Source organism: Micromonospora sp. DT62, from assembly GCF_049847285.1.
In the GTDB taxonomy this organism is placed as follows: domain Bacteria; phylum Actinomycetota; class Actinomycetes; order Mycobacteriales; family Micromonosporaceae; genus Micromonospora; species Micromonospora reichwaldensis.
Map to the genome: position 1 here is coordinate 39920 of NZ_JBNCOB010000025.1, position 14714 is coordinate 54633.

A 14714-nucleotide genomic window follows, 5' to 3' on the forward strand; every position below is an offset into this window, starting at 1 on the left:
CGAGCAGGTCTCCGGGCAGATCACCGCCCGCCAGACGGCGGTGCGCACCGCCAGCACCGACGAGCCGATCGCGATCGTGGGCATGGCCTGCCGCTACCCGGGTGGCGTCGAGAGCCCGGACCAGCTGTGGGCGTTGCTGGCCGGCGGCGGCGACGGGATCTCGGAGTTCCCCACCGATCGCGGCTGGGACCTGGAGAGCCTGTTCGACCCGGACCCGGAGCACAGCGGCACGTCGTACACGCGCCACGGTGGTTTCCTCTACGGGGCGGCCGACTTCGACCCGGGCTTCTTCGGCATCTCGCCGCGCGAGGCCCTGGCGATGGACCCGCAGCAGCGGTTGTTGCTGGAGGCGTCGTGGGAGTCGTTCGAGTCCGCCGGTCTGGACCCGGTCCGGCTGCGGGGCAGCCGGACGGGCGTCTTCGCCGGCGTCATGTACCACGACTACGCCTCCCGCCTGATGGACCTGCCGCCGGACGCCGAGGGCTTCGTCGGCACGGGCACGTCGGGCAGCGTGCTCTCCGGTCGGGTGGCGTACACGTTCGGCCTCGAAGGCCCGGCGGTCACCGTGGACACGGCGTGCTCGTCGTCGCTGGTGGCGCTGCACCTCGCGGCGCAGGCGTTGCGCTCCGGTGAGTGCGATCTGGCGCTGGCCGGTGGTGTGACGGTGATGGCGACGCCGGGGACGTTCATCGAGTTCTCCCGGCAGCGCGGGTTGTCGCAGGACGGCCGCTGCAAGTCGTTCGCCGCCTCGGCCGACGGCACCGGCTGGTCCGAGGGCGTCGGCGTGCTGCTCGTGGAGCGGCTGTCGGACGCGCGGCGCAACGGGCACCGCGTCCTGGCAGTGGTACGCGGCACGGCCGTGAACCAGGACGGCGCGTCGAACGGGCTGACGGCCCCGAACGGCCCGTCGCAGCAGCGGGTGATCCGTCAGGCCCTCGCTAACGCGCGGCTCACCACCGCCGACGTGGACGCCGTGGAGGCGCACGGCACGGGCACTACCCTCGGCGACCCGATCGAGGCGCAGGCCCTGCTGGCGACGTACGGGCAGGAGCGTCCGGGGGATCGGCCGTTGTTGTTGGGGTCGGTGAAGTCGAACATCGGGCACACGCAGGCCGCTGCGGGCGTGGCTGGTGTGATCAAGATGGTCATGGCGATGCGCCACGGTCTTGTGCCGGCGACCCTGCACGTGGACGAGGCGTCGCCGCACGTGGACTGGACGGCCGGGGCGGTGGCCCTCGCGACGGAGGCGACCCCGTGGCCGCAGGTCGGTCGGCCGCGTCGGGCGGCGGTGTCGTCGTTCGGCATCTCCGGCACCAACGCGCACGTGATCATCGAGCAGCCGCCGGCCGAGACGATCGAGGGCGAGATCGTCGCCCGCGACGTACCGCCGGTCGTGCCGGTGCTGCTGTCGGCCCGCGACGCCGGCGCGCTGTCGGCACAGGCGGGCCGGTGGGCGCGCTGGCTGACCGCCGACGAGGCCCCGCGTCCGCTGGACGTGGCCTGGTCCTCCGTCACCACCCGACCCGCGCTGGAGCACCGGGCGGTCGTCACCGCCGCCGACCGGGACGACCTGGTCGCGGCGTTGACCGCCCTCGCCGACGGCGACCCCACCGGCACGGTCGTCTCCGGCGCCACCGGGCAGCGCGGCCAGCTCGCCCTGCTCTTCTCCGGCCAGGGCGCGCAGCGCGCCGGGATGGGCCGGGAGTTGTCCGCCCTGTTCCCGGTGTTCGCGACCGCGCTGGACGAGGTGTGTGCGCACCTCGACCCGCTGCTGCCGCGTCCGCTGCGGGAGGTGCTGTTCGCGTCGGCGGGTTCCGCCGAGGCGGAGCTGCTGGACCAGACCGTCTTCACCCAGGCCGGTCTGTTCGCGGTCGAGGTGGCGCTGTTCCGCCTGGTGGAGTCGTTCGGGGTCGTGCCGGACATGCTTGCCGGTCACTCGATCGGCGAGGTGACGGCGGCGTACGTGGCCGGCGTGCTGTCCCTGGCCGACGCGTGCGCCCTCGTGGCCGCGCGGGGTCGGTTGATGCAGGCGCTGCCCACGGGCGGCGGGATGCTGGCCGTGGCCGCTGACGAGGCCGCGGTGGTGGAGTCTCTCGCTGGGCTGACCGACCGGGTCGGCATCGCCGCGGTCAACGGGCCCACCGCAGTGGTCGTGTCGGGTGCCGTCGAGGCGCTGGACGAGGTGGAGCGGGTCTGGCGGGAGCGGGGCGTGCGTACGCGCCGCCTCACGGTCAGCCACGCCTTCCACAGCCCGCTGATGGAGCCGATGCTCGACGAGTTCCGGGCAGTCCTGGAGGGGCTGACGTTCGCCGCGCCGCTGCTGCCGGTCGTGTCGAACGTGACCGGTGCGCTGGCCGGCGACGAGATCCGCACGCCCGGCTACTGGGTGCGCCACGTTCGCGAGGCCGTCCGCTTCGCCGACGGGATCACCGCGCTGCGGAACGTCGGTGTGGACACGTTCCTGGAGGTCGGGCCGCAGAGCGTGCTGACCGCGATGGCCGCCGACGTGCTGCCCGGCGACGACGCCGTGCTGGCCGTGGCCGTGCAGCGGCGGGACCGGGCGGAGGCGCAGGCGCTGCTGCACGCCCTGGCGGAGCTGCACGTGCACGGCGTGCCGGTGACCTGGGCGCCGTGGTTCACCGACACCGGCGCCGCCCGGGTCGACCTGCCCACGTACGCCTTCCAGCACCAGCGCTACTGGCCCGCCGCCAACCGGGCGCGTACGGGCGACCTGTCCGGGGCCGGGCTCGGCCGCACCGAGCACCCGCTGCTCGGCGCGACCGTGGACCTGGCCGGCGACGACGAGATGGTGCTGACGGGCCGGCTCTCCCTGGCCACGCACCCGTGGCTGGCCGACCACACGGTCTCCGGGCTGACGCTGGTCCCGGGTACCGCCCTGGTCGAGCTGGCCGTGCGGGCTGGCGACGAGGTGGGCCTCTCCCGGCTGCGGGAGCTGACCATGGCCGCCCCGCTGGCGCTCCCCGGAACGGGAGGCGTGCGGATCCAGGTGCGGGTGTCCACGTCGGAGTCGCCGCAGCGTCCCGTCGCCGTCTACTCCCGCCCCGACGACGACCCCGAGGCGGGCTGGACCCGGCACGCGGAGGGCGTGCTGGAGCCCTCGACCGCCGACGAACCGGACCCGGTCACCTGGCCCCCCGCCGGCGCGGCGGAGGTGGACCTGGCGAGCTGGTACCCGACGCTGGCGGAACACGGCCTGACGTACGGGCCGGCCTTCCAGGGGCTCCGGCGTGCCTGGACCAGCGGCGCCGAGGTGTACGCCGAGGTGGTCCTGCCGGACGACGCCGCGACGGAGGCCGCCGGGTTCGGCGTGCACCCGGCGCTGCTGGACGCCGCCCTGCACCCGATCGGGCTGCTGTTGGGTGGCGAGGAGTCGGGCGGGCCACGGGTGCCGTTCGCGTTCGAGGGCGTGCAGGTGCACGCCTCGGGGGCGGGGGCGCTGCGGGTGCGCCTGACCCGCGACGGCTCCGGGCTGCGGCTGGCCGCGTACGACGAGGTGGGCGCGCCGGTCGTGTCGGTGGACTCCCTCGTCCTGCGGGAGCTGACCGGCGTGGCCGCGCCGGGCGTGGCCTCGCGGTCGCTGTTCGAGCTGCGGTGGCCGGCCGTGGAAACCGCGTCCGCCGGGGAGCTTTCCGGATGGGCGCTGGTGACCGGCGGCCGGGAGCTGGTGGCACCCGTCGGAGTGCCCACGTACCCCGACGTGGCGACGATCGCGGGGGAGGAGTCCGTCCCCCGGACGCTGCTGCTGCCGGTGTTCCCCGCGCCCGGGTCTGCGGCGCGGACGCCGGAGGCGGTCCGGGCGGTGACCTCGGACGTGCTGGCGACCGTGCAGTCCTGGCTCGCGGCGGACGCCCTGGCGGACTCGCGGCTCGTGGTGGTGACCCGGGGCGCGGTGTCCGTCGGCGACGACGACCGGGTGACCGACCTGGCCGGTGCGGCGGTGTGGGGTCTGCTGCGGTCGGCGCAGTCGGAGCACCCGGGCCGCCTCGTCCTCGCGGACGTCGACGGTGACCCGGATGCCGCGCTGGTGGCCCTGCTGGACGGCGTCCTGCGGGAGCCGGCCGCGACCGGCGGCCAACTCGCCGTCCGCGAAGGCGCGGTCTACTCGCCGCGCCTGGTCCGGGCCGCCATCACGGCCGCGCAGACGCCAGGCCTGGGCGACGGCGCGGTGCTGGTGACCGGTGGTACGGGTGCGTTGGGTGCGCTGGTGGCGGAGCACCTGGTGTCGGTGCACGGCGTGCGGTCGCTGGTGCTCGTGTCCCGGCGCGGTCCGGAGGCCGCCGGTGCTGGCGAGCTGTCGGAGCGGCTGTCCGCGCTGGGCGCGTCGGTGCGGGTCGCCGCGTGTGACGTGACGGACCGGGACCAGGTGTTCGCCTTGGTGACCGAGATCGGCGCCGCAGGCCGGCTGGCGGGTGTCGTGCACACCGCCGGTGTCCTGGACGACGGTGTCGTGGAGGGGCTGACGGCCGAGCGGCTGGCGGGGGTGTTGGCGCCGAAGGTGTCGGCGGGTTGGTTCCTGCACGAGGCGACGGCGTCCCTCGCGCTGGACCTGTTCGTGGTGTTCTCGTCGGTGGCGGGTGTGCTCGGTTCGCCGGGTCAGTCGGCGTACGCGGCGGGTAACGCGTTCCTGGACGGGCTTGCGGTGTACCGGCGGCAGTTGGGTCTGCCGGCGGTGAGCCTGGCGTGGGGCATGTGGGACACGGCCGGCATGGCCGCCTCGATCGACGAGGCGGATCGGGCGCGTTCGGCGCGGGCGGGTCTGACGCCGATGAGCGCCGAGGTCGGGCTGGAGCTGTTCGACGCCGCCCTGGGCGCCGACCGGGCGGCCCTCGTACCGGCCGTGATCGACGTGCCCGCGCTGCGGGCGGCCACCTCCGGCGGCCCCGTGCCGGCCGTGCTGCGCACCCTGATCGGCGTGACCAGCACCCGCCGCCAGGCGGGGCAGGGCGGTGGCGGCTGGGCCGACCGGCTCGCCGGGCTGACCGAGGACGAGGGCCGCGCCCAGGTCGACGTGCTGGTGCGGGGCCTGGTCGCGCAGGTGTTGGGGCACGGCGGTGCGGAGGCGGTGCCGGCGGACCGGGCGTTCCGGGAGTTGGGCTTCGACTCGCTGACCGCCGTGGACCTGCGTAACCGGTTGAACGCGGCCACCGGGCTGCGGCTTGCCTCGACGCTGGTGTTCGACTACCCGACCCCGGCGGTGCTCGCCGACCACCTGTGGTCGGAGTTGGCCGGGGTGCGTCAGTCGACCGCCGGCCCGGTCGCCGGCACGGTCGTCGGCACCGACGAGCCGGTCGCGATCGTGGGCATGGCCTGCCGCTACCCGGGCGGGGTGGAATCCCCCGACGAACTGTGGGAGCTGCTGGCCGGCGGCGGCGACGGGATCTCCGAGTTCCCGGCGGACCGGGGCTGGGACCTGGAGTCGCTGTTCGACCCGGACCCGAACCGCAGCGGCACGTCGTACACGCGCCACGGTGGCTTCCTCTACGGGGCGGCCGACTTCGACCCGGGCTTCTTCGGGATCTCGCCGCGCGAGGCCCTCGCGATGGACCCGCAGCAGCGGCTGCTGCTGGAGGCCTCGTGGGAGTCGTTCGAGTCCGCCGGGCTGGACCCGCAGCGGCTGCGGGGCAGCCGGACGGGTGTCTTCGCCGGCGTCATGTACCACGACTACGCCTCCCGGCTGATGGACCTGCCGACCGAGGTGGAGGGCTACGTCGGGACCGGCACCTCCGGCAGCGTGCTGTCCGGTCGGGTCGCCTACACCTTCGGGCTGGAGGGCCCGGCCGTCACGGTCGACACGGCGTGCTCGTCGTCGCTGGTGGCGCTGCATCTCGCCGCGCAGGCGTTGCGCTCCGGTGAGTGCGATCTGGCGTTGGCCGGTGGCGTGACGGTGATGGCGACGCCGGGGACGTTCATCGAGTTCTCCCGGCAGCGCGGGTTGTCGCAAGACGGCCGCTGCAAGTCGTTCGCGGCGTCGGCCGACGGCACGGGCTGGTCCGAGGGCGTCGGCGTGCTGCTCGTGCAGCGCCTCTCCGACGCCCAGCGCGAGGGCCGGAAGATCTACGCCGTGGTGCGCGGCACCGCCGTGAACCAGGACGGCGCGTCGAACGGGCTGACCGCCCCGAACGGTCCCTCGCAGCAGCGGGTGATCCGGCAGGCCCTCGCGAACGCGCGGCTCACCACTGCCGACGTGGACGCCGTCGAGGCGCACGGCACGGGCACCACCCTGGGTGACCCGATCGAGGCGCAGGCGTTGCTGGCCACCTACGGGCAGGAGCGTCCGCAGGATCGGCCGTTGCTGTTGGGGTCGGTGAAGTCGAACATCGGGCACACGCAGGCGGCTGCCGGTGTGGCTGGTGTGATCAAGATGGTCATGGCGATGCGCCACGGCCTCGTCCCGGCGACCCTGCACGTGGACGAGGCGTCCCCGCACGTCGACTGGACCGCCGGGGCGGTGGCCCTCACCACCGAGCCCACCCCGTGGCCGCAGGTCGGCCGGCCGCGTCGGGCGGCGGTGTCGTCGTTCGGCATCTCCGGCACCAACGCGCACGTGATCATCGAGCAGCCGCCGGCCGAGACGATCGAGGGCGAGATCGTCGCCCGCGAGGTACCGCCGGTCGTGCCGGTGCTGCTCTCCGCGCGCTCCGATGCGGCCCTGGCCGGCCAGGCGGGCCGGTGGGCACGCTGGCTCGCCGCCGACGAGGCCCCGCGTCCGCTGGACGTGGCCTGGTCCTCCGTCACCACCCGACCCGCGCTGGAGCAGCGCGCCGTCGCCGTGGTGGCCGACCGGGACGACCTGCTCGCCGCGCTGCGGGCCCTCGATGCGGGCGAGCCCTCCGGGGCCGTCGTGACCGGCTCCACCGCCGTACGCGGCCAGCTCGCGTTGGTGTTCTCGGGTCAGGGCGCGCAGCGCGCCGGCATGGGCCGGGAGTTGTCGGCCGAGTTCCCGGTGTTCGCGGCCGCGCTGGACGAGGTGTGTGCGCACCTCGACCCGCTGTTGCCGCGTCCGTTGCGGGAGGTGCTGTTCGCGTCGGCGGGCAGCCCCGAGGCGGAGTTGCTGGACCAGACGGTGTTCACGCAGGCCGGGTTGTTCGCGGTCGAGGTGGCGCTGTTCCGCCTGGTGGAGTCGTTCGGGGTCGTGCCGGACATGCTTGCCGGTCACTCGATCGGCGAGGTGACCGCCGCGCATGTCGCGGGCGTGCTGTCCCTGGCCGACGCGTGCGCCCTCGTGGCCGCGCGGGGCCGGTTGATGCAGGCGCTGCCCACCGGCGGCGGCATGCTGGCCGTGGCCGCTGACGAGATTGCGGTGGCGGAGTCTCTCGCTGGGCTGACCGACCGCGTCGGCATCGCCGCGGTCAACGGCCCCGCCGCCGTGGTGGTGTCCGGTGCCGTCGAGGCCCTCGACGAGGTGGAGCGGGTCTGGCGCGACCGGGGCGTGCGTACGCGCCGGTTGACGGTCAGCCACGCCTTCCACAGTCCGCTGATGGAGCCGATGCTCGACGAGTTCCGGGCGGTCCTGAACGGCCTCACCTTTGCCGCGCCGCTGCTGCCGATCGTGTCGAACGTGACGGGGGTCCTCGCCGGCGACGAGATCCGTACCCCGGAGTACTGGGTGCGGCACGTTCGCGAGGCCGTGCGCTTCGCCGACGGGATCACCGCGCTGCGGGCCGCCGGTGTCGACACGTTCCTGGAGGTCGGGCCGCAGAGCGTGCTGACCGCGATGGCCGGCGACGTGCTGCCCGACGACGACGCCGTGCTGGCTGTCGCCGTGCAGCGCCGGGACCGGCCGGAGGCGCACGCGCTGCTGCACGCCCTGGCGGAGCTGCACGTGCACGGCGTGCCGGTGACCTGGCAGCAGTGGTTCGCCGACGCCGGCGCGCGCCGCGTCGACCTGCCCACGTACGCCTTCCAGCACCAGCGCTACTGGCCGGAGGGCGCGCCCGCGAAGCAGGCCGCCCCGGAGGGCGGCGACGCCGACTTCTGGGCCGCCGTCGAGCGTGGCGACCTGGCCGCCCTCGCCGCCGAACTCGGCGACGACACCGAGGGCCTGGACGCGCTCGCCCCGGCCCTGCCGCTGCTGGCCCGCTGGCGTCAGCACCGGTCGCGGGACACCGCCCTCGACGGGTGGTCGTACCGGATCGGCTGGGAGCCGGTGCGGCCGGCCCCGGCGACCCGGCTGTCCGGGCGGTGGCTGGTCGTCACCGTCGACAGCGGCGCCGACGCGGGCGTGGCGAAGACCCTCACCCAGGCGGGCGCCCGGGTGGACACGCTCACCGTGTCGTCCACCCTCGCCCGCACCGAACTGGGCGAGCGGCTGAGCCGGATCAGCGGGGACGGCTGGGCCGGGGTGCTCTGCGTGCTGCCCCGGCAGGACCGGCCCCTGACGCACACCCCGGCGGTGCCCGCCGGCGCGGCCGCCCTGCTCACCCTCACCCGGGCGCTCACCGACACCGGCCTGCCGGGACGGGTGTGGGCGCTGAGCCGTACCGCGATGCCGGTCACGGCCGGGGAGCGGGCCGGTGACGTCTGGGCGGCCCTGGCCTGGGGCCTGGGCCGGGTCGTCGCCCTCGAACAGCCGGACCGCTGGGGCGGCCTGGTCGACCTGCCCGACCGCGCCGACCGCGGCGCCCGCGCCGGGCTCGTCGCCGTCCTCGCCGACGGCACCCTGGACCAGGTGGCCGTCCGCCGCAACGGCCTCTTCGGCCGGCGGCTGGTGCCGGCCGCGCCGCCCGCCGGGTCGGGTTGGCGGCCCGCCGGGACGGTGCTGGTGACCGGCGGTACGGGTGCCCTCGGTCGGCACGTGGCCCGCTGGTTGCTGGCCAACGGGGCTGCCGAGGTGGTGCTGGCATCGCGGCGCGGTCCGGCGGCGCCGGGCGCGGCCGAGCTGGTGGCCGAGCTGGGCGCGGTACGGGTGGTGGCGTGCGACGTCACCGACCGGGCGGCAGTCGACGCGCTCGTGGCGGACCTGCCCGGGCTGACCGCCGTCGTGCACACCGCCGGGGCGTCCGGCGGCACCACCCCGGCGTACGAGGTGACCGACGGCGAGCTGTCGGAGACCCTGGCCGGCAAGGTGCTCGGCGCCGTGCACCTCGACGCCGCCTGCCGGGGCCGGGACCTCGACGCGTTCGTGGTCTTCTCCTCCGTCGCCGGCGTCTGGGGCGGCGGCGGCCAGGCTGGCTACGCGGCCGGCAACGCCCTGCTCGACGCGCTCGTCGCCGCCCGCCGGGCGGCCGGCCTGCCCGCCACCGCCCTGGCCTACGGCCCGTGGGCGGAGGACGGCATGGCCTCCGGCGAGACGGCCGACGGCCTGCGCCGCCGCGGGTTCAGCCCGCTCGCGCCCGACGCCGCCGTCGCGGCGCTCGGCCGCTGGGTGAACGCCCCGGAGGCGGCCCCGGTGATCGTGGACGTCGACTGGTCCCGGTTCGTCACGGCGTTCACCGCCGCACGGCCGAGCCACCTCTTCGACCGGGTCGCCCCCGCCGTCGCCGAGGAGCCGGAGCGGCCGGAGAGCGCCGCCGCCACCGACGGGCTGCGGGCCAGGCTCGCCACGCTGCCGGCGACCGGCCAGGAGGCGCTGCTGGTCGACCTCGTCCGCGCGGAGGCGGCGGCCGTCCTCGGCCACCCCACCACCGACCAGGTGCCGGCCGACCGGGCGTTCCGGGAGCTGGGCTTCGACTCCCTCGCCGCCGTGCAGCTGCGCGACCGGCTGGGCCGGGTCACCGGCCTGACCCTGCCGTCGACAGTGGTCTTCGACCACCCGTCGGCGGCGGAACTGGCCCGCTTCCTGCGTACCGAAATCGTGGTCGGCGCGGACGGCGGACCGGTCACCGGCGGCGTGGCCTCGGCCCGGCCGCCGGCGGACGAGCCGATCGCGATCGTCTCCATGGCCTGCCGCTTCCCCGGCGGGGTGTCCTCGCCGCAGGAACTGTGGCGGCTGCTGGCCGACGGCGTGGACGCGGTGACGCCGATGCCCACCGACCGGGGCTGGGACCTCGACGCCCTGTTCGACAGCGACCCGGAGCGGGTCGGCACCAGCTACACGCGCAGCGGCGGGTTCCTGCGGGACGTGGCCGGCTTCGACGCCGCGTTCTTCGGGATCAACCCGCGCGAGGCCCTCGCCATGGACCCGCAGCAGCGGCTGCTGCTGCACACCACCTGGGAGGTCTTCGAACGCGCCGGCATCGACCCGCACCGGGTCCGTGGCTCCGCCACCGGCGTCTTCATGGGCACCAACGGTCAGGACTACGCCACGCTGCTGCTGGGCGCCCGCTCCCAGGTGGAGGGCTACCAGGCGACCGGCAACGGCGCGTCGGTGGTCTCCGGCCGCCTGGCGTACTCGTTCGGGCTGCACGGCCCGGCGGTCACCGTCGACACGGCCTGCTCGTCGTCGCTGGTGGCGCTGCACCTGGCCGCGCAGGCCCTGCGCAGCGGCGAGTGCGACCTCGCCCTGGCCGGCGGCGTGACGGTGATGTCGACCCCGGGCGCGTTCCTGGAGTTCTCCCGGCAGCGCGGCCTCGCCGCCGACGGGCGGGTCAAGGCGTTCGCCGAGGCCGCCGACGGCACCGGCTGGGGCGAGGGCGTCGGCGTCCTGCTGCTCCAGCGGCTCTCCGACGCCCAGCGCGACGGCAACCGGATCCTCGCCGTCGTACGGGGCAGCGCCGTCAACCAGGACGGCGCGAGCAACGGCCTCACCGCGCCGAACGGGCCCGCGCAGCAGCGGGTCATCCGGCACGCGCTGGACAACGCCGGCCTGACCCCGGGCGACGTGGACGTCGTCGAGGCGCACGGCACCGGCACCACCCTCGGCGACCCGATCGAGGCGCAGGCGCTGCTGGCGACGTACGGCAGGGAACGCTCCGCCGAGCGGCCGCTGTGGCTCGGGTCGGTGAAGTCGAACATCGGCCACACCCAGGCCGCGGCGGGCGCCGCCAGCCTGATCAAGATGGTGCTGGCCCTGCAACACGAGGTGCTGCCGGCGACCCTGCACGTCGACGCGCCGACCCCGCACGTCGACTGGTCCTCCGGCACGCTGGCGCTGCTCACCGAGGCACGACCGTGGACCACCACGGACGGGCCGCGCCGGGCCGGCGTCTCCTCGTTCGGGATCAGCGGCACCAACGCGCACGTGATCATCGAAGAGGCCCCGCAGCGGCCGGCACCGGTCGCCGCCGACGGGGAAGGACCCGAGGCGACCGTCGGGCACGGCGACGCGCGACGCGACCACCGCGGCGTGGCCCTGCCGTGGCCGGTCTCCGCCGCCGACCTGCCCGCGCTGCGCGAGCAGGCCGGCCGGCTGGCCGACCGGGTGGCGACGGTCGACGACCCCGCCGACCTGGTCGCCTGGGCGCTCGCCGCCGGCCGGGCCCACCTCGGCCGGCGGGCCACCGTGGTCGCCGCCGACCGGGAGACCCGGCTCGCCGCGCTGCGGGCGCTGGCCGGCGGCGAGGACCACCCCGCGCTGGTCACCGCCCGACGGCACGGAGGCGGCCTCGCCGTCCAGTTCTCCGGCCAGGGCGCCCAGCGCCCCGGCGCCGGCCGGCAGCTGTACGACACGTTCGGAGTCTTCGCGGCGGCCCTCGACGAGGTCTGCGCGGCGCTGGACCACCAGCTGCCGCAGCCGCTGAAGCCGGTGCTGTTCGCGGCCGAGGGCAGCGCCGAGGCCGCGCTGCTCGACGAGACGGTGTTCACCCAGGCGGGGCTCTTCGCGCTGGAGGTGGCCCTGTTCCGGCTGGTCGAGTCGTTCGGGGTGGTGCCCGGGCACGTCGCCGGGCACTCCATCGGCGAGATCACCGCCGCGCACGTCGCCGGGGTGCTGTCCCTCGCGGACGCCGCCACGCTGGTGGCCGCCCGGGGCCGGCTCATGCAGGCCCTGCCCGCCGGGGGCGGGATGCTCGCCGTCGCCGCCGACGAGGCGGCCGTGGTCGAGTCCCTCGCCGGGCTGACCGACCAGGTCGGCGTCGCCGCCGTCAACGGCCCCACCGCCGTGGTGCTCGCCGGGGCCCTCGACGCCCTCGACGGGCTGGAGCGGACCTGGCGGGAGCGCGGCGTACGTACCCGCCGGCTGCGGGTCAGCCACGCGTTCCACAGCCCGCTGATGGAGCCGATGCTGGCCGAGTTCCGGGCCGTCCTCGACGGGCTGACGTTCGCCGCGCCGCTGCTGCCGATCGTGTCGAACCTGACCGGGCGGCTCGCCGGGCCCGACGAGATCCGTACGCCCGACTACTGGGTGCGCCACGTCCGGGAGGCCGTCCGGTACGCCGACGGGATCGCCGCGCTGCGCGACGCGGGCGTCGACACCTTCCTGGAGCTCGGCCCGCAGGCGGTGCTGACCGCGATGACCGCCGGCCTGCTGCCCGGCGACGACGACGGGACGGCCGTGGCGGCGCTGCGCGCCGGCGTCGACGAGCCGGTCGCCCTGCTCGCCGCGCTGGCCGTCGTGGACGGCACCGGGCGGGACGTCGACTGGGCGGCGGTGCTCGCCGTGCTGGCCGGCCCCCGTCCGGATGCCCGCCGGCTGCCCGAGCTGCCCACGTACGCGTTCCGGCCGCAGCGCTACTGGCCGACCCTCGACGCGGCCCCGACGCCGGCCGCCGACCCGGTCGACGACGCGTTCTGGCGGGCCGTCACCGACGGCGACCTGGGCCGCCTCGGCCTCGACCCGGACCAGCCGATGCGCGAGCTGCTGCCGGAACTGGAGTCGTGGCGGCGCCGCCAGCACCTCGACGGCACCCTGGCCGGCTGGCGGTACCGGGTCACCTGGGAGCGCCGGGCGCTGACCGGCGCCGACCCCGGCACGTGGCTGGTGGTGGCCCCGCCGCACCAGGTCACCGACCGGGTGCTCGCCGCCCTCACGGCCGGCGCCGCCACGGTGCACCTGCTGACCGTCGACCCGGCCACGGCCACCCGCGACGGCCTGGCCGCCGACCTCGACCGGCTCGCCGCCGCGCACCAGCCGACGGCGCTGCTCTCCCTGCTGGCGCTGGACGAGGCGCCGCACCCGGAGCAGACCGCGCTGCCGACCGGCCTGGCGGCGAACCTGCTGCTCGTGCAGGCGCACACCCGCCGTGCCGGCCCGGCCGTGCCGCTGTGGCTGGCCACCACCGGCGCCGTCGCCGTGGACGACGAACCGGTCGTGCACCCGACGCAGGCCACCACGTGGGGCCTCGGCCTCGTCGCCGCGCTGGAGCACCCCCGGCACGTCGGCGGAGTCGTCGACCTGCCGGCGGGCCCGGCCGAGGCGGCGTACGCGGCCCTGGCCGCGGCCCTGGTCAACGTCGACGGGGAGGACCAGCTCGCCGTCCGGGAGGCCGGCGTGCACGCCCGACGCCTGGTCCGCGACACCGGGCGGCCGGCGACGGGCGGCGGGTACCGGCCGAACGGCACCGTCCTGCTCACCGGCGGGACCGGCGCCCTCGCCCGACACACCACGGACTGGCTGGGCCGCCAGGGCGCGGAGGTGCTCCCGCTGGCGGAGCCGGCGACGGGCAAGCTCGGTGACCTGATGGAGCAGCTCGCCGCCGAGAGCCGGCCGGTGACGGCGCTCGTGCACGTGCCGGCGGAGACCGGGTCGGTGCCGCTGGCCGAGCTGACCCTCGCCGGCCTCGCCACCGACGTGGCCGCGACCGTCGGCGACGTCCCGAGGTACGCCGACGAGCTGGCCCACCGGCCGCTCGACGCGTTCGTGCTGTGCACCTCCACCACGGGGGTGTGGGGCGCGGGCGGCCGGGCCGGCCAGTCCGCCGGCGACGCGCTGCTGCACGCGCTCGCGGCGAACCGGCGGCACGGCGGACTGGCGGCCACCGCCGTGGCGTGGGGCCCGTGGAGCGACGACCCCGAGTCGCCCGAGCAGGCGCAGCTGCGCCGGCGGGGCCTGCCGGGCCTGCCCCCGGAGCTGGCCGTCGAGGCGTTCGGGCAGGCGCTGCGCGCGGAGGCGGGGCTGATCGTCGCCGACGTGCGCTGGGACCGGTTCGTGCCGACGTTCGCGTCGATGCGGCCGTGCCCGCTGCTGACCGGGGTCCCCGAGGCGGGCGCGGCGATGCCCGCCGACGACGACCGCCAGCCGGCGGACGACGAGGCGGCGACCGCGCTGCGGGAGCGGCTGCGCCCGCTGAGCCCCGGCGAACGGGAGGGCGTCCTCGTCGAGCTCGTGGGCAACCTGGCGGCGGCCGTGCTCGGCCACCCCGGGGGCGGAGGGCTGGAGCCCGACCGGGCGTTCCGCGAGGTCGGCTTCGACTCGATGACGGCCGTGGAGCTGCGCAACCGGCTCCGCGCCGCCACCGGCGTCCAGCTGCCCGCCGGCGTGGTGTTCGACTACCCCACGCCCGCGGCGCTCGCCCGGCACCTGCGCGACCAGCTCGTCGAGGACGGCGCCGCCGCGGCGGCTCCGCTGCTCGCCGAGCTGGAACGGCTCGACGGCGTCTTCGCGGCCGACGCGCCGGACCGGCTGACCCGGCAGAAGCTGCTGGTGCAGTTGCAGGCGTTCGTCGCCCGGTGGGGCGACGAGCGTGGTCCCGTCGAGGAGAAGCCGGCCACGCACACCCTCGACGACGCCACCGACGCCGAGATCTTCGATTTCATCCACCGCGAGCTGGGTGGCCCCGGCGGCAATTTGCCGGGCATCTAGAAATGGTGCCGTACGGCCGTCGTCGACGGTTGTGACACCTGCGGCCGGGCGGGCCTGGACACCCGCCCGGCCGCAC

Annotated in this window: 1 protein-coding gene (cut by a window edge); it reads left to right on the plus strand. The window is 76.2% G+C overall.

Going from position 1 to position 14714, the window contains the following annotated elements; translation table 11 throughout:
- Positions 1–14638, plus strand: the final stretch of a protein-coding gene (locus ACPXCB_RS25955; RefSeq protein WP_425878252.1) for a type I polyketide synthase. Its footprint begins 15209 nt before the window's first position; 14638 of the gene's 29847 nt are visible here — the last part of the coding sequence; the start codon falls outside the window, past its left edge; the stop codon is at positions 14636–14638.
- The last annotated feature ends 76 nt before the right edge of the window (positions 14639–14714 follow it).